General features: G+C 57.9%; 15 protein-coding genes. 7 read left to right on the top strand and 8 right to left on the bottom strand.

Annotated features, from left to right (window positions below):
* Positions 1–4: 4 nt before the first annotated feature.
* A complete protein-coding gene (locus tag DFT_RS17710; protein ID WP_054032600.1) occupies positions 5–433 on the top strand; it encodes a GNAT family N-acetyltransferase in 429 nt (142 codons plus the stop codon).
* Between the two features lie 49 nt (positions 434–482).
* Here the strand turns inward: DFT_RS17710 and DFT_RS17705 are convergent, their stop codons facing one another.
* Positions 483–2,258 (bottom strand): hypothetical protein, encoded by a 1,776-nt coding sequence (locus DFT_RS17705; protein ID WP_054032599.1) that lies wholly within the window; start codon positions 2,256–2,258, stop codon positions 483–485.
* A 213-nt stretch (positions 2,259–2,471) separates the two neighbouring features.
* Complete coding sequence (locus DFT_RS17700; protein WP_054032598.1) at positions 2,472–3,104, bottom strand: MBL fold metallo-hydrolase; 633 nt, start codon at positions 3,102–3,104, stop codon at positions 2,472–2,474.
* A 449-nt stretch (positions 3,105–3,553) separates the two neighbouring features.
* On the opposite strand from DFT_RS17700, the gene DFT_RS17695 reads away from it, so the two are divergent.
* From DFT_RS17695 to DFT_RS17680, 4 genes are all read left to right on the top strand, one after another.
* Positions 3,554–5,974, top strand: coding sequence for a DNA internalization-related competence protein ComEC/Rec2 (locus tag DFT_RS17695; RefSeq protein ID WP_054032597.1), 2,421 nt, complete (start codon positions 3,554–3,556; stop codon positions 5,972–5,974).
* A 138-nt stretch (positions 5,975–6,112) separates the two neighbouring features.
* Entirely contained in the window at positions 6,113–7,720 is a 1,608-nt protein-coding gene (locus DFT_RS17690) for a fumarate hydratase (protein WP_054032634.1), read from the top strand.
* A gap of 389 nt (positions 7,721–8,109) precedes the next feature.
* Positions 8,110–10,284 (top strand): acetate--CoA ligase family protein, encoded by a 2,175-nt coding sequence (locus tag DFT_RS17685; RefSeq protein ID WP_054032596.1) that lies wholly within the window; start codon positions 8,110–8,112, stop codon positions 10,282–10,284.
* A gap of 111 nt (positions 10,285–10,395) precedes the next feature.
* On the top strand, positions 10,396–12,273 hold the full coding sequence (locus DFT_RS17680) for a bifunctional acetyl-CoA hydrolase/transferase family protein/GNAT family N-acetyltransferase (protein WP_054032595.1): 1,878 nt from the start codon (positions 10,396–10,398) through the stop codon (positions 12,271–12,273).
* 39 nt (positions 12,274–12,312) lie between these two features.
* Here DFT_RS17680 and DFT_RS17675 read toward each other — a convergent pair whose 3' ends face one another.
* The 5 genes from DFT_RS17675 to DFT_RS17655 form a co-directional block, all read right to left on the bottom strand.
* Positions 12,313–12,840 carry a hypothetical protein gene (locus DFT_RS17675; protein WP_152972070.1) on the bottom strand — a complete coding sequence of 176 codons (528 nt, stop codon included), beginning with the start codon at positions 12,838–12,840 and terminating at the stop codon, positions 12,313–12,315.
* A 215-nt stretch (positions 12,841–13,055) separates the two neighbouring features.
* Positions 13,056–14,369, bottom strand: a complete 1,314-nt coding sequence (locus tag DFT_RS17670; protein WP_054032593.1) for a histidine kinase N-terminal 7TM domain-containing protein — start codon at positions 14,367–14,369, stop codon at positions 13,056–13,058.
* Between the two features lie 48 nt (positions 14,370–14,417).
* Entirely contained in the window at positions 14,418–15,734 is a 1,317-nt protein-coding gene (locus DFT_RS17665) for a histidine kinase N-terminal 7TM domain-containing protein (protein ID WP_054032592.1), read from the bottom strand.
* Positions 15,735–15,840: 106 nt separating this feature from the next.
* The gene (locus tag DFT_RS17660) at positions 15,841–16,032 is read right to left on the bottom strand and encodes a hypothetical protein (protein WP_054032591.1); all 192 of its coding nucleotides are present in this window, start codon (positions 16,030–16,032) and stop codon (positions 15,841–15,843) included.
* A 296-nt stretch (positions 16,033–16,328) separates the two neighbouring features.
* On the bottom strand, positions 16,329–16,514 hold the full coding sequence (locus tag DFT_RS17655) for a hypothetical protein (protein WP_054032590.1): 186 nt from the start codon (positions 16,512–16,514) through the stop codon (positions 16,329–16,331).
* A gap of 483 nt (positions 16,515–16,997) precedes the next feature.
* Here DFT_RS17655 and nifJ point away from each other — a divergent pair, with 483 nt between their 5' ends.
* On the top strand, positions 16,998–20,642 hold the full coding sequence (nifJ, locus tag DFT_RS17650; RefSeq protein WP_054032589.1) for a pyruvate:ferredoxin (flavodoxin) oxidoreductase: 3,645 nt from the start codon (positions 16,998–17,000) through the stop codon (positions 20,640–20,642).
* A gap of 95 nt (positions 20,643–20,737) precedes the next feature.
* Complete coding sequence (locus tag DFT_RS17645) at positions 20,738–21,418, top strand: YkgJ family cysteine cluster protein (RefSeq protein WP_054032588.1); 681 nt, start codon at positions 20,738–20,740, stop codon at positions 21,416–21,418.
* Between the two features lie 87 nt (positions 21,419–21,505).
* Here DFT_RS17645 and DFT_RS17640 read toward each other — a convergent pair whose 3' ends face one another.
* The gene (locus tag DFT_RS17640; RefSeq protein WP_054032587.1) at positions 21,506–22,315 is read right to left on the bottom strand and encodes a nitrilase-related carbon-nitrogen hydrolase; all 810 of its coding nucleotides are present in this window, start codon (positions 22,313–22,315) and stop codon (positions 21,506–21,508) included.
* Between the last annotated feature and the right edge of the window lies 1 nt (position 22,316).

Genomic DNA, 22,316 nt, shown 5'->3' with positions numbered 1-22,316 from the left:
ATCGGTGGAGATCATAGAGATCAAGGCGTTTTCCGGGCAGGTGTTGGACGCCCTGAACCGTTTGCTGCCCCAGCTGTCGGATGCCGCCAAGCCGATCACGGAAGGGCAGTTGCGCCGCATCACCGCATCCCCGTGCACCCGCCTTTTCATGGCCATGGACGAGGGGAGATATGTCGCGACCATGACGCTGGTCTTTTACCAACTCCCCACGGGCCTGCGCGCGAGGCTCGAGGATATGGTCGTGGATAGGGCCGAGAGGGGCAAAGGGCTGGGGCGGCAGCTCGTCGCCCACGGCCTTGAAACGGCCCGCTCCAACTGTGCCCGGGCCTTGGATTTGACATCCAATCCCAGCCGGCTTGCGGCCCATGCGTTGTATCGGAAGATGGGTTTCGAACGGCGTGACACACAGCTCTTCGTTCATGCGCTGGGATAAACCACCCACCACTCAACAGACCTGAAAAAGGCAACACTTCCGAAGTGTTTCAGCGGGCCTCGGGCAGGCAGACGCACTCGATTTCATCCTGCAGGTTTTTCAGGTCGTCGAGAAAACGTTCCCGCTGTTCTTCGATAAACTGCTGGGTCAACGTCCGGTAGTAGTCAATCCCGTTGAGAAGTTTCTTTTTGAAGGTTTCGAAGAAGCCGTGTTGGCGATTGGAAACCCGCTGGGTGAACAGGGCGATCTCTTCCTTCAGGTAATCCAGATTCAGACGCATCTCTTCGATGAACATGTGGGGTCGCTCGTGGTTGAAGATGATCGAAAGCCGCCCGTAAATATGATCGATCATCTCCTCCAGTGAAAAGGTGCGGTTGAAGTTCCGGATGTTCGGTCCGCAGCAGATCGCGGGGGTGGCCGTCGGATCGGTCTGGTGTTTGAGGCTGACGGCACCGGCCAGGTCATGACAGAGGCACGACTTTTCGAGGACTCGCTCCCGCTGGATCTTGGCCTGGGTGTCGGTCAACTCTTGCTTCGAAAGCTGATCGAGCCGCTTTTTGGTATACGCTCGGGAAGCCACGCACAAGGGTTTATCCCCAAATTCCTTATTGAGCAGGCACAACCCCTTGGGGCAGGGACTGCCGGGCTTGTCTCTTTCGATGCGTTTGCGGCGCATCTCCTCGCTGGCCGACGTGCGCAGATTCCAGAACCGCACCCCCAGCGGAGAGCTGTTGCTCAGGTAGACGTCATCCCTTTTCGCATGGCAAAGCTTGTCGAGACTGGCACGATCCACGTTAGTCACTTCCGGTACCAGCATGAACGGGGTACCCCAGCCGGTCCCATCGAGTTGGTAGTAGCGCAATAAAAAATGGTCTTCACCGGCGGTGCCGATGCCGCCCTGTGCTGTTATGCGGATTCGCGACGGCACGGGTGCAGCCGGCCGGCCCATCTCAGCCAGCGCGTGGATGTAGATCTCTTGCAGACTCGATTGCAACGATTCCCGGTTCTGCTTGAACTCCTCGAGAACCGGGCCCATCAGGCTGCAGTCGGCGCCGAATGCATGACCGCCGCAGTTCAGGCCCGATTCGATTCGGAATTCCGATACCCACAGACCCCGTTTGGCCAGGAATTTGCCTTGGATCAACGCGGAGCGGTAATCGCTCACCTTCAGAATAATTTTCTTTTTGAAACGGCCCTGTCGGTCCGGGAAAAAGTCATCGAATTGGGCGGTATAGCTGTACAGACGCTGGTTGATGCCGGCCGAAAAGACGATGGCCGAACCCAGATCGCTCTGGGCAAATCCGCGCAGGGCCGACATGGCGAGGGCATATTTGGAAGGCAGTTTCTCGCCGTTTGCATATTGATCGGCATCCAGCTTGGTCATGATGTTGACGTCGGCGCTCCCGGCGACGATCTGTCTGCGGAGTCGTTCCTGCAATGCGCATTTTTTCGAGGGATCCAACGTCCCCCGCATCTGTTCGAATTCTGTTTTTAACCGGCATGGGGGCAACCATTCGAAATAGCGATCGATGGTGCCGCCTTGCCCAAACGGTTCGTTCTGGAGCGATGCGACCTGCTGTTTCACTGTTCGATCGATGTAATTCAGATAAGCGGTAATGCGTTTGGCGCGGGCATCTGGTCCGTTCTCGATGGGCGTATAGGTTTGACCGTTTTTCTGGCAGTGAAATTTGCGAACCTGTTCGATCAGGACATCGTCCACCAGGGAAATCACCGAGGAGATACCGTAGCGGGCCACCCGCAGGGGGGTATCGATACTGAATCCGGTCCCCATGACGGGGATGTGAAAGGAGTGAAAGAGGGGCATGCGGGTTCACCTGTTGCGTGCTGACGATCCAAGAGGGGAGTGAATTTGAAACCTGTGATTGCCATCCAGCCTGAATTCAGCGCCCACCCCCTACCGGCGCCAGTCATGAAATCGGGTTTCACCATACTGTTCCCGCGATGCATCTTCAACAGTTAAATCGTCAGAAGGCGAGTTATCTTGGTTGGTGGCCGGTTGGTGCGCTTGCCGACTGGATCACTGGGTAAACGGGTTGTGGTGTTTCTCCAGGTAGACGGTGGACGAGGGACGATCTCCATAATCGTGACCCGGCCAGACGATGGTGCTTTCCGGCAGCGTGTAGATCCTGCTGCGAATGGAGGTGAGGAGTTGCCTTGAGTCGCCGCCGGGCAGGTCGGTACGGCCCACGCCGCCCACAAAAAGGGTGTCGCCGGTAAAGAGGTGGCCGGGAGCATAGAGGCAGATGCTCCCCGGCGTGTGGCCGGGGGTGTGCAGCACCCTTAAGCGGGTCATGCCGACGACGATATCGTCCCCATCCCTGAGACGTCGATTGGCCGGCGGTGATCCTTTGCCGCCCAGCATCCGCGCAAAGGCTTTGCCGGCGATTTTGGTCAGGGCCGCCGCGTCCTGCTCGTGGATGCTCAATTGCGCTCCGGTGGCCCGGATCACCTCTGCGTTGCCGGCCGAATGGTCCGCGTGGTGATGGGTGTTGATGACCTGGGTGATGCGATATCCTGCCGTGCGGGACTTTTCCAGGAGTTTAGGCACGTCGAAGGCGGGATCGATGAGTGCGGCGTTGCCACTGGTTTCATCTCCAACCAGATAGCAAAAGGTCTCCATACGGCTGAGTTTGATTTGGATCACTTTCATTGTGTGTCGGCTTGTTCCCGGGTTTGATTTAGTGCCCATCCACAAATGTCCAATTGGCCCGATATCGGTGTTGCGCGAAAAATTTAATCCTCGGGATATCGACCATATGCCTGCGGTTAAATTTCCCGCGCGCCTTGATCTCGACCCAATTTGCCTATTTGTGTACGGGCACTATTTAATTTCAATTCGAGCCGGATGCTGCCAGAAAAGCCCTGACAGGTCAAGATGGATGGTGTGGCTGGGGTAGCGGCGTTGACAGGCCCCTATGTTTTCTTTATGATCCCGCCGCTACCTTCAAAAATCGTTTCCCATCGATTGGCGTCGCTTCAATCCTTGAAGCCATCCGCCCTGTTGAACGAGGAAAAGTGTAAAGTGAGCAGCAAATAGTGAAGGCGTCGGTTTCGTGCCCTCCCCACGATCACGGGCACATCCCTTTTTTGCGTCCGTTAATGCCCATAACGGCAGCGGTGATCGTCGGCATCCTCGCGGGCATCGTTGCCCCGGGATGGCTGTGGTGGGCAGTGTCTGCACTCATCGGTCTGGCGGCGGCGATCGCGTGGTGTGTCTGGCGGCGGCCCCAGGTGTTGGTGCCGCTGCTGTTTTGCGCCGTTGCGGGGTATCTCTCCATCCAGCCCTGGCTGGGGCGGGAACTTCCGGCCGGCCACGTGCGACATCGCGTGGATCAGGGCAAGTGGCGCGTGATCGGCCGCATCGTCGACCCACCCCAGGTCAGTGGGGACCGGCTCCGTTTCGTATTGGCGGCCCGGGAGTTGCGGCAGGGAGAGCGGACGTTGAGGGGCAAGGGCCGTATCCAGGTCACGGTCCGGGCGCCGTTTCCGGAACTGTGGCGCGGCGACATGGTGGCGCTCAGCGGCCATCTGCGAGACATCCACAACTTCTGCAATCCCGGTGGATTCGACTACAAGCGCTACATGGCCTTGCGCGGCATTCACTGCCGGCTCTATGCCCAGGGGGAGAGTCTCCAGAGAATCGCTTCCGATCCAAAGCGCTGGGCCGCGCGGATCGATCGGTTCCGGGCCGGGATAGGGGAAGCAATGGCGGCGGCGCTGCAGGGTCATCCCGAGACGGTGGCGGCGGTGATTCAGGCGCTGACGCTGGGGGATCGGAAGGGAATCACAGACGACCTTCGAACCGCATTCAACCGTACCGGGGTGAGCCACGTCCTGGCCATCTCGGGATTGCACATCGGTATGGTGGCTGCTTCGGCGTTATATGTCCTGCGTGCGCTTCTGGTGAGAATTCCCGTTGTGGTGCGCAACGGATGTGTCATCAGGGGAGCCGCCGCCTTGAGCCTGCTGCCGGTCGTGTTTTACGGCCTGTTGTCCGGCTTCTCGCCATCGACCCAGCGGGCGGTGATCATGACGGCCTTTTTTCTGGGCGGTTTCTGGGTGGGAAGGCCTTACAACTGGCCCAATGTGTTCGCCGTGGCGGCGTTGGTCATTCTCGTCGCCTTCCCACCGGCCCTTTTCAGCATTTCGTTTCAACTCTCTTTTGCTGCGGTCTGGGCCATTTTACTCGGTGTCAAGGCCTTGCCGTTTCTGACCCACGGGACGGATCAACCTGTTTGGCGGCGATGGGGTGCGCGAAGTGCCGGTCTGGCATGGGTTTCCATGCTGGCGACCATCGGCACCCTGCCATTGGTCATGCGCTATTTCAACCTGGTGTCGTGGGTGGGGCCCGTGTCCAACCTGGTCGTCGTTCCGCTGGTGGGCACGGTGGTGGTGCCGGCGGCATTGGCGGGCGTCTTGTGTGCACCCCTGAGTCCAACTGCAGCGGTGTTTTCCTGGCAGATCGCCGCCTGGGGGGTGCGGGCCATTCTCTGGTTCGTCGAGAACATCTCCCGATTCGAGGGGGTGGCCTGGGTTTCGGTTACCCCCACGGTCGTGGAGATCGTGCTCTTTTACCTGTTTGTTGCGCTGCTGTTTTTTTGGAAAAGAGTACATTTTCGGTGGGTTGCGATGGTCGTGGTCCTCATGGCAACGGTGGCCGACGGGGTTTACTGGCATCACCGCCGCTACGATCCGGAGCGAATGGTGGTCACGGCCCTGGATGTGGGGCAAGGCAGCGCCAACTTGCTCCAGTTGCCGGGAGGGTACACGGTGCTGGTGGACGGCGGCGGTTTCAGTGACTCATCTGTCTTCGACGTGGGGCGCAGCATTGTGGCACCGTTGCTCTGGTATCACAAGATCAAACGAGTGGATCTGATCGTTTTGAGCCATCCGGACAGCGATCACCTCAACGGATTGCTCTATATTCTGCGCCATTTCGATGTCAAAGAGATCTGGAGCAACCATGAGGCGGCACCGACCGAAGGCTATCGCCAGTGGCAGGAGATCATCGCCCGGAGGCGGTTGGCGCACACGGCCTTCGAACGGCTGCCCAGATCGAGCGTGCGCGCCGGGGTACGTTTCGATATTCTTGGGCCGCCCGCGGATTTCGCCGCTCGTTCGGCAGGCGTCCGAAGCGGCGGTTCGAACAACCATTCCCTGGTGGTGAGGATCGCCTGGGGCGGCATTTCTTTTTTGTTTCCCGGCGACATCGAAAAGGCGGCCGAGGCCGATCTGGTGGCCCGGCATGGCGCCGAAAGACTCGGCAGCACCATCCTTCTGGTGCCCCACCATGGCAGCCGCAACTCCAGTTCCGAGGATTTTCTCCGGGCCGTGGGGCCACGCGAGGCCATCGCCTCTGCGGGCTGGCACAATCCCTTTCACTTTCCCCACCCGCAAGTGATCGAACGGTATCGCCAGGCCGGCTGCCGGCTATGGCGCACCGACCATTGCGGCGCCATCCAAATCACCGTCGGGGACAAGGCTTACCGCGTGCAAAGCTGCCGTTCGGACTGCCCTTGAGCGCATCGGTTTTGCCGGTCACCAATTGGCTTGACTTCCCGCGGTTAATGTCACTAAATGGTTTTTCTTTTCATTATCGGCCGGCGACCTCACAATGTGTTGTTCCAGGCTGTCCAATCAGAACAAGGAGATGAAATGATGACCCCCTTCGTTTATCAGGCCATGTTCCCCATGGGAGAGGATGACACGCCTTATCGCCGTCTGACCGGCGACCATGTGTCCCAAGGCACCTTCGAAGGTAAGGCCATTCTCAAGGTGGCCGACCAGGGATTGACCCTGCTGGCCGAGCAGGCGTTCAGGGACGTGTCCCATTTCTATCGTCCCGGCCACTTGCAGCAACTGGCCGAAATAATGAAAGATCCCGAGAGTTCAGACAACGACCGCTTCGTGGCGCTGGAGATGCTGAAGAATGCGGTGATCAGCTCGGAGGGGGAGTTCCCCATGTGCCAGGACACGGGTACGGCCATCATTATGGGCAAAAAGGGCCAGGGGGTGTGGACCGGCGGCGGAGACGAAGCAGCGCTCGCCGAGGGGGTGTACCATGCCTATACCCGTAACAACCTGCGCTACTCCCAAAATGCGCCGCTGACCATGTATGCGGAGAAGAATACCGGCTGCAATATGCCGGCTCAGATCGAGCTGTATGCGGTGGATGGAGACGCCTATTCATTTTTGATGTTGGCCAAGGGGGGCGGATCGGCCAACAAGACCTATCTGTACCAGGAGACCAAGGCGGTGTTGACGCCTGAGAATTTGATCAACTACCTGGTGGCCAAGATGAAAAGTCTGGGCACGGCCGCCTGCCCGCCCTACCACCTGGCCGTGGTGGTCGGGGGCACGTCGGCCGAGATGAATCTGAAGACCGTCAAGCTCGCCTCGGCCAAATACCTGGACCATTTGCCGACCCGGGGCAGCGAGGGCGGCCACGCCTTCCGCGATCTGGAGACCGAGGCGCAACTGCTCGAACGGTCCCGGCAACTGGGCATCGGTGCCCAGTTCGGCGGCAAATATTTTTGCCTGGACGTGCGGGTGGTCCGTCTCCCGCGCCACGGGGCCTCCTGTCCCATTGGCATCGGGGTGAGCTGCAGTGCAGACCGCAATATTAAGGCAAAGATCACGGCCGAGGGCATCTTCCTGGAGCAGCTGGAAACCGACCCGTCCAAATATTTGCCCGAACCCGGCCAGGAGAGCGGGGAGGCCGTGCATCTCGATTTGAATCAACCCATGGCGCAGATTCGCGCCATTTTAAGCCAGTATCCAGTGGCCACGCGTCTGCTGTTGAGCGGTTCCCTGATCGTGGCCCGCGACATCGCCCATGCCAAGCTCAAGGAGCGCCTGGACAGCGGCCGGGGCCTGCCCCAGTATTTCAGGGATCATATCATCTACTATGCCGGCCCGGCCAAGACACCGGCGGGTTATGCCTCCGGCTCGTTCGGCCCCACCACCGCCGGTCGCATGGATCCCTATGTGCCCATTTTCCAGGAGCAGGGCGCTTCCATGGTGATGCTCGCCAAAGGCAACCGTTCCCAGGTGGTGACCGATGCCTGCAAGAAGTTCGGCGGCTTTTACCTGGGGTCCATCGGGGGGCCGGCGGCGCGTTTGGGCAAAGAGTGCATCACCCATATGGAGCTGATCGAATTTCCCGAGCTGGGGATGGAGGCGATCTACAAGATCACGGTCAAGGACTTTCCGGCCTTCATTCTCGTGGACGACAAAGGCAACGATTTTTTTAGTGGGTTATTGTAACTTATTTTTTGAATCGACCTTTTTCTTTAGAACGGTCGAGACAAGTAAAAGAGCCAGAAAGTACGAAAGCATGAAGGTATGAAAGTTGATGAAGTCGAAAAAATCCGGAATCAGGTTTTCCCGTCATCCCGGCGGAAGCCGGGATCCAGTATTTTTGCTATGGTCTGGATGCCGGCGTTCGCCGACATGACGCCTCTGCGATTTTATAAAGTTTTATCAAGGTTGGAAAGTTTAGCTATATTGTTTTTTAATGTTTACTGCTGGCCACTGAAACAAACTCAGACGCTCTCGACGGTCACATCAAATGACAGAGTGCCACAGCTTTCATACTTACCACTTTCCGACTTTCATACTTTTCCATTAAACTCGTAAATTGGAGAGCGACAAACATGATCGACCTGGATGCCATATTTACCCCCCAATCCGTAGCCGTCGTGGGTGCTTCGACGACACCGGGCAAGGTGGGACATGATATTTTCGTGAATATTCTAAAGGGAGGATATCGGGGCGTGCTCTACCCGGTCAATCCCAGCGCGGAATCCATCGCCTGCGTGCGGGCCTATCCGCGCATCAGCGAGATACCCTATCCCCTCGACCTGGCGATGATCATACTGCCGCCCAAGCTCGCCATCGGCGCCATCCAGGAAGCCATCGACAAGGGGGTCAAGGGCGTCGTGATCGTTTCGGCCGGATTCAAGGAGGTGGGCGGCGAAGGGTTGGAGATCGAACGGCGGATCGTCGAGATGTGCCGGGAACACGGCGTACGGATCGTCGGTCCCAACTGCCTGGGGGTGATCAACCCCCTCGATAATGTGCGTCTGAACGCCAGTTTTTCCGCCCGGATGCCCAAGGCCGGCAACGTGTCGTTCATCTCACAGAGCGGCGCCCTGTGCACCGCGGTGCTCGATTTTGCGGCCGATCGGGATTTCGGTTTTTCCAAGTTCATCTCCATCGGCAACAAGGCCGACGTGGACGAGGTGGATCTGCTCAAATACTTCCAGAACGATCCGGACACCGAAGTGATCATGATCTACCTGGAAGAGCTCCAGTGTGGCCGGGAGTTTATCAAGATCGCCAAGGAGATTACCGGCGGCAACCGTCCCAAGCCGATCCTGGTGATCAAGTCCGGGCGCACCAGCGCCGGTGCCCAGGCAGCGGCTTCGCATACCGGTTCCCTGGCCGGGTCCGAGGCGGTATACGATGCTATCTTCAAACAGTCGGGCATCATCCGCGTGGAGAGCATCGATGAACTCTTCGATTTCGCCATCGCCTTCGCCTACAAAAATGAAAACGCCCTGGGCAAGATGCGGCGCAAAGTCCCCAATGGCAATCGGGTGGCCATCGTCACCAACGCCGGCGGTCCCGGCATCGTGGCCACCGACATGACCGTGGTGTCCGGGCTGGAACTGGCCAAATTCCACGAAGAGACGGTGGAGGTGCTCAAAAGCCATCTGCCGGCCACCGCCAATGTCCATAACCCGGTGGATATCATCGGCGACGCGGCCCAGGACCGTTATGAAAGCGCCTTGAACGCCGTGATTCGGGACGAAGGGGTGGATGGCGCCCTGGTGATCCTCACCCCCCAATCCATGACCAACGCCATCGGCACGGCCGAGGCCATCGTGCGCATCGCCAAGCGTTCCCACAAGCCGATCCTCTGCTGTTTCATGGGGATCATCGATGTTTCCGCCGGGGTCAAATACCTTCAGGAGAGCGGTGTGCCGGTCTATCCGTTTCCCGAGCACACGGCCAAAGCCTTCGGGGCCATCTACCGCTATGCCAAATGGCTCAATCGGCAGGAACTCGCGCCTTACGCATTCCATCATGACAAAGCCGCGGCCCGGGAGACGATCGAAGCGAGTTTGGCGGCCGGCAAACACTACCTGGGTGAATTGGACGGCGTTCACCTGCTGAAGGCGTATGGTTTTGACGTGCTGCCCACAATCCTGGCCCAATCGGCGGCCGATGCGGTCAAGGCGGCCGACGCCATGGGGTACCCGGTGGTGCTCAAGATCGTTTCCGACCAGATCGTGCACAAATCGGATGCCGGCGGCGTCAAGATCAACCTGGCCGATGCCGCGGACGTGGAGAAGGCCTTCGACGACATCATCAATGGCGCCAAGGCCTATAGAGCCGAAGCCGTCATCGACGGCGTGCTGGTACAGAAGATGGCCCCCAAAGGCCAGGAGGTGATTCTCGGCGCCAACCGTTACGATAGGTTCGGCCACCTGCTCATGTTCGGGTCGGGCGGGGTGATGGTCGAGGTGTTCAAGGATGTCACCTTTCGTCTGGCGCCGATCAATCGCAACAGTGCCCGCTCCATGGTGCGCGGCATCAAGGGATTTACCCTTTTGAACGGATTTCGGGGCAACCCCAAGGTTGACTTGGCGGCCCTGGAAAAATTGATCGTCTCTTTGTCGGATCTGGTGTGCGACAACCCGGAAATTAAAGAGTTGGACATCAACCCGCTGTTGGTGCATCCTGAAGGCAAGGGAGCCACGGTGGCCGATTGTCGGTTTATCCTCGATCCGCCGGATTCTGGATCCTGCAAGGCGTCCACCTGATCGTGCGGGGTGGCGCTGTTATCGTCTAGTTCTTCCGGTCATCTGTCCGGTCCAACATCAGACTGTATGAACCGGGCGTTCAATGTTGTGGTTCAGCGAAGGAGAGATGCCATGGCCAAATCGCTCTATTGGGCCGACAATTATCTTGAAAAACGGCAAAGTGCCGATCAGGCGATCCAAAGAATCCATTCCGGCCAGCGGGTGTTTATCGGCTCGGCATGCGGTGAACCCCAGGCCCTGGTCAGGGCCCTGGCCGACCAGGCGCATACCTTTACCGGTCTCGAAATCGTGCGCATGATGTCCAACGAAAGTGCGCCGCTGACCGAAATCGCCACCAAGAGCTACGAAACCAGTTTCAGTATCCGCCAGATCTATCTGGGTGCGGCCCGTTCGGAATATTTCGCCCGTAACCTGCGTTTTGTCACCCCCATGAACATTTCCGACGTACCCCTGTTATTTCGGAGCCGCAAGCTGCCCATAGACGTGGCCCTGATTCAGGTGTCTCCGCCGGACGATTTCGGCTGGATGAGCCTCGGTGTTTCTGTCGATGTGACCCAGGCCGCGGCCATGTCGGCCACCAGGGTCATTGCCCAGGTCAACTCCCGGATGCCGCGCGTCATGGGGCGCAGTTTCGTCCATGTCAACGACGTTGATTGCATCGTCGAGCAGGAGGAGGAGTTGCTGACCATCGAACCGGCGCCGCGGTCGGAAATCGCCACCTGGATCGGTCGCCACATTTCGCGATTGATCGACGATGGCGCTACCTTGCAGGTCGGACTGGATGCCAACTCCCAGGCCACGGTCCAGGCCCTGGCCCAGAAGAACGACCTGGGCTTCCACTCACAATATTTGACCAACGACATCATGCATCTGTATGCCATCGGGGTGATCACCAATCGCAAGAAAGGATTCAACGACGGCAAATTGGTGGCCTCGGCGGCTTTGGGCACCAAGGAGCTCTATGAATTCTTGCACGACAACCCGGCCATCGAGTTTCATCCTTCGGACTATGTCAACGATCCCTATATCATCAGCCGTCACAACCGCATGGTGTCGATGAACGTGGCCAGCGCCATCGACCTGACCGGCCAGGTGTCGTCTGAAGCCGTGGCCCAGACCCTGTTCGCCGGTGTCAGCGGCATCGGGGACTTTGTGCGGGGCGCCCGCCGCAGCCCCGGCGGCAAATCGATCATCATGCTGCGCTCCACGACGCCGGACGGGAACAAGAGCCGCATCATCCCCATGATGCAAAACGAGGCCGTGGTGGTGACCCGCGGCGATGTCCAGTATGTGGCCACCGAATATGGCGTGGTCAATCTTTTTGGCAAGAGTCTGCAGGAGCGGGTGATCGCCATGATCAGCATCGCCCATCCGGACTTTCGCGACGAGCTGTTTCAAGCGGCCAAGGAGGCCGGTCTGGTCGGCCCCGAGCGGACCCTGGGCGAAGCGGCCAAGGCGGTCTACCCGGTCAGCCTGGAAGAGAAGATCGTTGTGGACGGCGAGACCATTACCATCCGTCCGGCCAAGCCGGTGGATGAACGCCGTATCCAGGAGCACTATTACCGGCTGGACAAGGACGATATCTTCCTGCGCTTTTTCCACGAAAAGACGAGTTTCGAACGCTGGGAGGTCGAGAACAAGTCCCAGATCGACTACATCAAGGACATGACGCTTATCGGTGTCGTCGGCGAATCGGGTTTCGACCGGGTCGTGGCCGTCGCTGAATACCTGCTGTTGCTGGAGAGCAACATGGCGGAGGTGGCATTTACGGTGAGCCGGGAGTTTCAAGGCAAGGGGTTGGGCAAAATTTTCATCAAAAAGATCGCCGATGCGGCCCGTGAAAACGGCATCTCCGGTCTGGTGGCCTACACGGCCGCTCACAACCAGCCCATGATCCGTTTGTTTAAAACCCTGCCCTACAAGGTCAAGACCACCTTCGATGGGGAGGCCTTGACCTTGAGCTGCAAGTTCGATCAGCTCAAGGATTGACGGCACCGTCCGACTATTTTTTTAGGAATCCATCAACCATCAAGGGCTCACATCGCCAATGACCGATAGGAGGCTCGACATGACGTTGCGCGCCACGGCTTCCACCTCGGCGATTTCGGACGCCGCGGAGATGGCATCGTAAGCCTGCATTTCGCCATCAGGAAGCCAATCGCCGGCCGCTGAGGTGGTGACCAGAATCAACTTGTCGTGGCGGGGTTGCCGATCGACGAAGGCGCGCACCCGCGTATCCAATCCCCATGCCAGACAGGTGCTGATGATCACCACCGCGTCGTACCGTTCCATCTCAACCGTTTCCAGCGCCTCTATCCCCAAGATTTCCAAACTTAACCCCCTGGACGCCATTTGTTGGCCGAGTTCGTCGACCAGTGCGGTTTTGAACGCACTGTGGCGTGAGGCCACCAGGATGTTAGGCGCATCGACGGTGCCGGTGCGCACGGCGGGTGCCATATCTTTTTGCGGCCACATTTTCTGCGGCACGGCGCAGCCCTGCGCGGCGATCCATAGAACCAGAAAGAGGGTGAACGTCCCTGTTCGGCCAGGTGTCATGTCGATCATTCCTCCCCTGCGTGTTTGCCGGCGGCGAGCGCCGGCGGAATCTTAGTGGTCGCAAGCATAAATACAGCGGCATTCGATGGCCGATGCATCCCGTCCCGACTGCGTTGCTCGGCGCTCAAATAGGCCCGCTATTCTCGCTTCTCGCGCCTTGCGGGACGGGCGCCTCGACCATCTCGTTGCGTCACTGTATTTTTGCCCGCGACCACTTAGTCAGAAGCTGTGGCGGCTTTTTCAATATCGATGATCTGTTGACCGCCGTAGTCTTTGGTCGCGTAACGGGTAATGCGCATCAGTTTTTGGGTGATCGTGGTGATTTTTTCCAACTGCGCCGTGAGATTCATCATGATGGGATACAAGGGATCGTCCTGGGCAAGGTCCAGCAGGATCAATTCCGCATAGCCCATAATGGCCATGATCGGTTGGTTCAAGTCGTGACACACGGCGCCGGCCATCTCCAGCACACCTTGCAGCCGCTCGCTTTGGCCCAGTGCCCATTGGGCGCGATGACGCTCGGTGACGTCCCGCAAGATGATCATACGACCGATCCGGTTGCCGCGTTTGTCCGGCAAAGGGGTTGTCCGGGTTTCATAAAAACGTTTCGTGCCATTGTTTACCAGGCAGACCGTTTCCTCGGGTTGAGCGAGGGACAAGGGCAGGGCGACCGGCCGTTGAATCGGCATGGGAAAGGCGGCATCCTTGGCAGAGGTTCGAATATGAAACAGGGCTTCGGCGGCGGGATTGAGATCCAACAGGTGGTTCTGATCATCGACGACGAGGATGGGATCGCCGATACCCGAGTAGATATCGGCCTTGGCGATGGGCAACACGTCCAGCAGGTGATAGCGGAAAAAGCCCCACGCCATGGACAGGGCCACGAGAATAAAGGCCAGAGGGCTGATATCCATATGGGAAATCGGGCTGTTGCCGGTCACATAGACCGCACTTGTCAGCCAAACGATAGAGACCGCCGCCAGGATGACGCCGGCCTGGGCACGCATGACCCCCGACGATATCCACGCGACGTAGATCAAAAATGTGGTGAGCCCAAAGGCCAGTATGTACTGGGTGCCGATGATGCCCCACCATAGGATACCGCGTTCGAAACCACGGATGGGAACCGCATGGTCGTGGATCAGGTAGTAATTTTTATATACCAGGTGGTGCAGGGGGTCGGTCCACGCCAGCGCCAACATGGCCAGGGGAATCAGGATGAAAATCGTTTTGGTCGTGCGATGGATCCAACGTTCGAATCCAAAAATGGCGAATGTGAAACAAAGCGCCAGGGGAATCATGGGAGCGGTGCCGAGATATTGCACATAGGTGACCCACATGTCGGTCTCCAGGCTCAATCCCAGGTAGAGCAAACCCTCGAATATCGACCAGACCGCGCCGGCCATGCATACCAAGGATAAATACCGGGCGCCTCGAATCCGTCGCCGTCGCCAGGCGAACACGGCGACGATGATGATGAGAAACGCGGCGATGAAAAAAGGCGCACTATAGATCAGTTCGGGACGCATGACACCGTTCCGTCAAGAGGGGCGATCGAGTGCTGGGGCACGCGACCATTAAGCATCTGCCGATGATTTGTCGATGTCGACGATCTTACTGCGTAGATATTCGCGGGTTTCATAGCGGGTGATACCTGTCAGTTTCAAGGTCGTTTCCCTCAATCGATTGGCTTGCTCGGCCAATTTGAGCACCTTGGGGTAGAGCGCATGGTCGCTGCTTATCACGCTTTCAAGCCTATCCGTCTGCTTCAACAGGACGGCGACGGGCTGGTTCAGATCGTGGCATACCGCACCGGCCATTTCCAGGACGCCTTGCATGCGCTCGTTTTCAACAATGGTCTCGTTTGCCAGCTTGTTTTCTGTGACGTCCTGGAAAATCAGGATCTGCCCGATCTCTTTCCCCGTTTTGTCCCGGATCGTGGACCTGCCCAAGTCGAAAAACCGCGGCCCTTCGGCCGTATGGAAGGTGAGCTGTCTTGCCGCGGCTTGATCGAGAATGCCTTTTAATTGCAGGTGCTTGTCGAATATTTGATCGAAATTCCGTGCAATGGCGTCGGAGGCCTTGAAATTGAACTGTTTTTCGGCTGCGGGGTTCATGTCTATGATTCGACGTTTTTCGTCGATGACGATGATGGGATCGCTCAGGGACTTGAAAATAAGCGCCTTGGCAATGGGAAGGAGCTGAAGCAGGTCATATTTGAAAAATCCCCAGGCAAGGGAAAAGGCGACAAAAATAAAGGCCAGAGGCCCGAGATCCATGTTGGCAACCGGGCTTTTCCCCATGACGTAGATTGCGTTGGCCAGCCAGACCACGCCGATGGCGGCTAGCACGACACTTGCCTGGGAACGGCGGGCGCCCTGGTTGACATGCACGGTCCGAATCAGTATCGCGCTCATCAGCCCCGTCAGTGCATAGTGATATCCGATGATCGCCCACCATAAGGGGCCATGCTCGATGCCGAGCATGGGCACCGGCCCTTCGTCGATGGGGAAGAAACGGCTGAACACCAGTTGGTGTGAGGCGTTGCTCCAGACCAGGGCGATGATCGTGGCTGCGGCGGCCGTCAGCGTCGTGATGCTGATGGTGTTGACCCAGCGCTGGAAATCGAATGTTGACAGCGTAAACATCAACGCCAGTGGGATAACGGTGGCGATGCCGAGATACTGGATCAAGGTGATGCGGATGTTGTCTGCCGTTTCCAGGCCCAGATAGAGCATGCCTTCGCAGGTCGCCCAGAACGCCCCCGCCATGCAGAGCATGATCAAATACCAGGCACCGGGTGTGGTTCGACGAATAAGGATGAACACCGCCACCACCAGAATGGCTATCGATGCGAGAAAGAAGGGCGTACTGTAGATTAATTCAGGGGGCATTGGCACCGTCTGCGACTCTCTATAAAAGTGGTTCGCAGATACGTTATCGTGGGTCGATTGTCAATGGCGCCCTGACTCGCGCTGCCCGTTGGATTGAAGCTTGATGTTATTCCGTTATTTTTGTCGTTGCCGCCAGTTTCGCGATTCTGTCCGCGGCGACGTCGCGCACCATGGCGTGCTCATCTCGTTCGGATATCTGCTTGAGCAGGTTGATATCGTCTATTTTATCAATTGCCTTGATCCGGACGTCGGGATTTGAGTTCCGCCAACGCGGAATAAACAAGTCACTGAATTTCATGATGACCTCCTTTCGGCCCGGCACCCCAGCGCCGGGAAGTTGAAGGGTTGGCCGCAGGCACGCATCGCTCATGGTTTGAAAAGCAAAACAGCGACTGTGGGAGGTCGTTATTCAGTTCAGTTAGGGGGTGGTTCGCTCGACGCTCGGAGGCGCGACATCCGAAGGGCACATCCAATTCGGGGGAATGGCTTGTGAAACGGTCTGCTGATCAGAAACGCTGCTGCACTGCGACGAATGTTTTTATCCTAAACGAAACGGCCAGGCCTGTCAAATCCGGTGTGACACGTTGGGACGGTCTAAAGCCTGGGCTTCCTTCGTTTTTCTTTGTGCATGTTTGCCAATTTTTCACTGATGGCATCAAAAATGAATTCTTTGGGATCCAAACCCTTGGCTTTGCACAAGGCCTCCACCCGCTCGAACAGGGCTTTGGGGATAAAGGCGGAAATAGACGCGTTAGGCTCTTCATCGTGGTTTTGGCGCATCGCAAGGTTCCCTGTTGATGGACAACATCTATGCAGCGATCTGGTGCAGCGATCCGGTTTATGGCCATCGTGTATGGCTAGATCGCGGGGGTGTATGCCTTCGAGGGCCCTGTTTTTGAGATTGAAACTACTATATGGTGAGTGTTTTGCCACCGTCAAGATCAATCCGCTCTTAATGTTCAGGGAGCCATTCAGCTATTTTCTCAACCATGTCCCCCCGCTGCTTCAGGGAAGCGCATGGATCGGATTCAAAAGGGGCGACCTGAAGCCCCCAGAAAGTACAATTGGTAACTTTGTTACCGTATTTACAGCATTTCCGCAGTGATGGAGATTCATTTTGGCCTTGCCAACAATCTATGAATATGGTTTTGTAAACTCTTTCTTACCCTCATGAGGTTGTCCATCCAATGTGCGGCGGCCAAGGGGTAGGTTGGACTTTACGCCTAGCGTTACAGACCGAAATTACAAAAAGGAGCAAGATTTATGGCAAAGACGATGCAAACGGTAGACGGGAACACCGCCGCAGCACATGTGGCATACGCGATGAGCGATGCGGCAGCCATTTACCCCATCACACCCTCGTCTCCGATCGGCGAAATTTGCGATGAGTGGGCGGCCAATGGCCGTAAAAATATTTTCGGACAGGAAGTGTTGATTCGGCAGCTGCAGAGTGAGGCCGGCGCCGCCGCGGCGGTGCATGGCTCGCTGGCGGCCGGTGCGCTGACCAGCAGCTTTACCGCCTCCCAGGGGTTGCTGTTGATGATTCCCAATATGTACAAGATGCGGGGCGAGGTACTGCCTGCTGTCCTGCACGTCACGGCCCGCGCCGTCGCGGCGCATGCCCTGAGCATCTTCGGCGACCATCAGGACGTCATGGCCGTGCGCCAGACCGGTTTTGCGCTGCTCTCGTCGGCCTCGGTTCAGGAAGCAATGGATTTGGGACTGGTGACCCACCTGGCGGCCATCGAGTCCAGTGTGCCGTTTGTTCACTTTTTCGATGGCTTCCGTACGAGCCACGAAATCCAGAAGATCGAGATGATCGATTATGCGGATATGGCCAAGCTGGTCAATTGGGATGCCGTGGCCAGGTTCCGTGCCCGGGGGGCTAGCCCCGAGCGACCCGAGTTGCGCGGCACGGCCCAGAACCCGGACGTCTATTTCCAGGGCTGTGAGGCGGCCAATGCCTATTTTCTCAAGGTGCCGGGCATCGTGGCGGACTACATGAAGAAGGTGGGCGATCTGACCGGTCGCCCGTATAGCCTGTTCGATTATGTGGGGGCGCCCGATGCCGAGCATATCGTCGTCTCCATGGGCTCGTCGTGCGAGACCATCGAGGAGGTGGTCAATTACTTGAACGCCAAGGAGGGCCGGAAAATCGGATTGATCAAGGTGCGTCTGTACCGTCCGTTTTCCGCCGAGCATCTGCTCAAGGCGATTCCGGCCAGCACCCGAATGATCACGGTGCTCGACCGCACCAAGGAGCCGGGGGCACTGGGTGACCCGCTCTATCTGGATGTGTGTACCAGCCTCATGGAGAACGGGCGCAGCATCAAGGTGCTCAACGGACGATATGGACTGGGTTCCAAGGAGTTCAATCCCTCCATGGTAAAAGCCGTTTACGACAACATGACCGGCGCCGCCAAAAATCATTTCACGGTCGGGATCGTGGATGATCTCACCCACACCTCCCTGGAGGTGCAGGAGGGCTTCGATGTCTCGCTCGAGGGAACCGTGCAGTGTAAATTCTGGGGCCTTGGGGCGGATGGCACGGTGGGCGCGAACAAAAGCGCCATCAAGATCATCGGCGACAATACCGACATGTTCGCTCAAGCCTATTTTGCCTACGACTCCAAAAAGTCGGGTGGTATCACCATCAGCCACCTGCGATTCGGAAAGCAACCGATTCAATCCACCTATCTGATCGATGCCGCCGATTACATCGCCTGTCACAATCCCTCCTATGTGAACACCTACAACGTACTGGAGGGCATCAAGGAGGGCGGGACCTTCATGCTCAACAGCCCCTGGTCGTTGGAGGAGATGGAGGTCCACCTGCCGGCCGCCATGCGCCAGACCATCGCCCGTAAGAAGCTAAAATTTTACAATATCGATGCCGTCAAGATTGCCGGTGAAGTGGGGCTGGGCGGCCGCATCAACATGATCATGCAGACCGCCTTTTTTCAGGCTTCCGGCGTCCTTCCCGTGGAAAAGGCGCTTGAGCTGCTCAAAAAAGAGATCAAGAAGATGTTCGGCAAAAAGGGCGACAAGGTCGTTCAGATGAATGTCGACGCTGTGGACCGCACGCTGGATCATTTAATAGAGGTCGACTATCCCCAAGCCTGGGGGCAGGCCCAGGGAACGCCGCCGGCCGGTCTCGATGCGCCGCCTTGGGTCAATGAGGTGATGCGGCCCATACTGGCCCAACAGGGCGATCGACTGCCGGTCAGCGCCTTTAAACCCGACGGACTCTTTCCGGTGGGTACCACCCAATATGAAAAGCGGGGTGTGGCCATCAACGTCCCCGAATGGATCATGGATAACTGTATTCAGTGCAACCAGTGCAGCATGGTGTGTCCCCATGCGGCCATCCGGCCCTTCCTGGTCACCGACGAGGAGTTGGAAAAGGCGCCGGCCGGTTTCGAGGCCAAAAAAGCTGTGGGCAAAGAGTTCAAGGATTACAAATTCCGCATCCAGGTCTATGCAGAGGATTGCATGGGCTGCGGGAACTGCGCCGACATCTGCCCGGCCAAGACCAAGGCCCTGGTGATGCGGCCCCTGGCCACCCAGTTGACGGATCAGGTGCCCAATCAGCGCTATGCCCAGACCCTTCCCTTGAGGGATCATCTGGCCAAACGCGACACGGTCAAGGGCAGCCAGTTCTATCAACCTTTGATAGAGTTCTCAGGCGCTTGCGCAGGATGCGGCGAGACGCCGTATGCCAAACTGATCACGCAGCTGGTTGGAGAGCGCATGGTCATCGGCAATGCCACCGGTTGTACGTCGATCTGGGGCGGCTCGGCGCCGGCGATTCCCTATTGCAAAAACAAGGATGGGCACGGACCGACCTGGGGCAACAGCCTGTTCGAGGACCCGGCAGAATTTACCTACGGCATGCTGCTGGGACAGTTGCAGCAGCGCCGCCTGTTGGCCCAGTTGGCCGAACAGGCAGTGGCCGGCGATATCGACGCCGAAGTCAAGACCGCTCTCTCCGGATGGCTGGCCAACATGAAAGAAGCCGAAGGATCGAAAAAGTACGGCGACCAGCTCAAAGCGCTGCTGCCCAAGTTCAAGGACAATGACCTGCTCTCACGGATCAACGGCATGTCCAATCTTTTCACCAAGAAGTCCTACTGGGTGTTCTGCGGCGACGGGGCGGCCTACGATATCGCTTATGGCGGGATCGATCACGTGTTGGCCTCGGGCGAGGACATCAACGTCATGGTATATGACACCGAGGTCTATTCCAATACCGGCGGTCAGAGCTCCAAGGCCACACCCACCGGATCGATCGCCAAGTTTGCGGCTTCCGGTAAAAAGACGGCCAAAAAGGATATGGGGGGCATGGCCATGAGCTACGGCTATGTTTATGTGGCCAGCATCGGCATGGGCGCCAATAAGCAGCATGCGCTCAAAGCGATCGCCGAGGCCGAGGCCTATGACGGTCCATCGCTGATTCTGGCCTACGCACCCTGTATCAACCACGGGATCAAAAAGGGCATGGGCAAGACCCAGGAAGAGACCAAGCTGGCCGTCGCTAGCGGTTATTGGCCCCTCTACCGTTACAACCCGCAACTGGTGGCCGAGGGCAAGAATCCCTTTAGCCTGGATTCCAAGGCACCGGACGGCAGCTTGAAAGAGTTCCTCTCGGGTGAGGTACGCTACGCGGCACTGCACAAGCTATTCCCGGCCGAGGCCGACCGATTGCACACCCAGTTGGCAAAGGAGTTGATGCTTAGATATCAGAAACTCAAGAAAATGGCCGAGGAGACGCCGCCCCAGCCCGAGGTGAAACCGCTAAGCCCCGATGTAAGCGGCGAGACGGATGTTTGCATCCTGTCCAGTACCGCCGAACACGGACGGGCCGGAGCCGCCGACGAGCCTTGTGACGACGGACGCGCCGGTAAATAGACCCTCATCGATTGGATTGCACTTTCCAGGGGCCGCTTCATCTTGGTATGAAGCGGCCTTTTTAATTTGGCCGATTTGTTGTAATAGGGGGCCTCATGTCGACCGTCATGCATCCATCCGAATACCAGTGCCGGCGTTGCGGAACCTGTTGCTGTAAGGGCGGGCCTGCCCTGCATGTCCAGGACGAGACGCTTGTCACCTCGGGCAAAATCCTGTTGAAGGATTTGTGCACCATTCGCGAAGGTGAACCGGCTTTCGACAACATCCGCGGCGTGGTGAGCCCGGCCCCGAGCGACATCATCAAGATCAAGGGGGTGTCCGACACGGACGCGACCTGCCGGTTCTTGAACCAGGAAACCGTTGGGTGCACCATTTATGATCACCGACCCGCGGAGTGTCGTGTGCTCACGTGCTGGGACACCCAGGCGATCATGATGATGTATGATCAGGATCGCCTGACCCGTAGCCGGCTCTTGTCGCGTCTGCCGGGTTTGTTCGACCTGGTCGGCGAGCATCAGCACCGTTGCGCTTATCCGCGTGTCGCCGAATTGGCGACGGCCATCAAAAACCGGAAAATGGGCGGTACGGCGGCCAAAGAGCTGCTAGGCATGGTTCGTTATGACCAGAGCCTGCGGCAGGTGACCGTTGAACGCTCCCGCCTGGACCCCTCTTTGCTCGATTTCCTGTTCGGTCGACCGCTGGCAGAAACGTTGCGCAGGTTCCAGGTCAAAATCATCCGGAATGGGCCCCGCATCACTATCGTACCTGCCTTTTGATATCAGAATCCGTTCTTTAGCGGGCTGCGGCGCGGAATGCCGGTGGACGCTGGCCGCCTTTGATGGAAAGCAATGAACTCTTGCGTCTTATCGGCCGTAGAGGTCAGGCCGGCGGTTGGGGAAAAAGTAGCGCATGGGATGCGACCGAACCGTTTCGATCTCAGCCGCCATGAGATCCACTATCAGCATGCCTTCCGTGCTTTCCAGGCGTTTGGCGATGACCTCACCCGACGGATTGATAGCCACCGCGTTGCCAGGAAAAACGAGTCCCCTGTCGTTTTCCCCAAGTTGGTTGCAGGCCACCACAAAGACCCCGTTGTCATAGGCCCGGGCCGTCAGGTGGCGCAGCCACGATCGATGTTTGGTGGCGGCGTCTCCTCTGGGTGACGCATGGGGCATGAAGAGAATGTCGGCGCCTTTGGCAGTCATGGCGGTTGAAAGTTCGGGAAAATGCGCATCGTAGCACAGTTGGATACCGAGGATGGCGTGGGTGGTATCGAAAACGGGGATGTCATTGCCTGGAACGAAGTAAGGCGTCTCGTTGGGCGCCAGATAGAGTTTCCGGTAGTAGCCGGTCCGGCCATCGGGCCAAAAGATGCCATGACTGGCGTATGCCTTGCCTGTGGCACTTCGTTCGGCCACTCCGGCCAGGATGATCATCCGGTGCCGAGCGGCAAGCGCGGACAGACGTTCGCTCACATCTCCCGGGAGGGGTTGGGCGTAAGCTGACATGTCGCTATGGTTCACATAGCCCGTGATGTTCAATTCGGGAAAACAGATGAGCGCCACGCCGTTTTTTTGGGCTTGTCGAACCCAGAAGGCGGTTCGGGATAGATTGAATTCGATCTCTCCCACCGGCGATCGGCACACCACTGCGGCGACGCGGAGATTTTTCATG

Source organism: Desulfatitalea tepidiphila (assembly GCF_001293685.1).
GTDB classification, from domain to species: Bacteria; Desulfobacterota; Desulfobacteria; order Desulfobacterales; family Desulfosarcinaceae; genus Desulfatitalea; species Desulfatitalea tepidiphila.
Note: the sequence above shows the minus strand (reverse complement) of the source record. Positions and strands in the feature narration are given on the sequence as shown.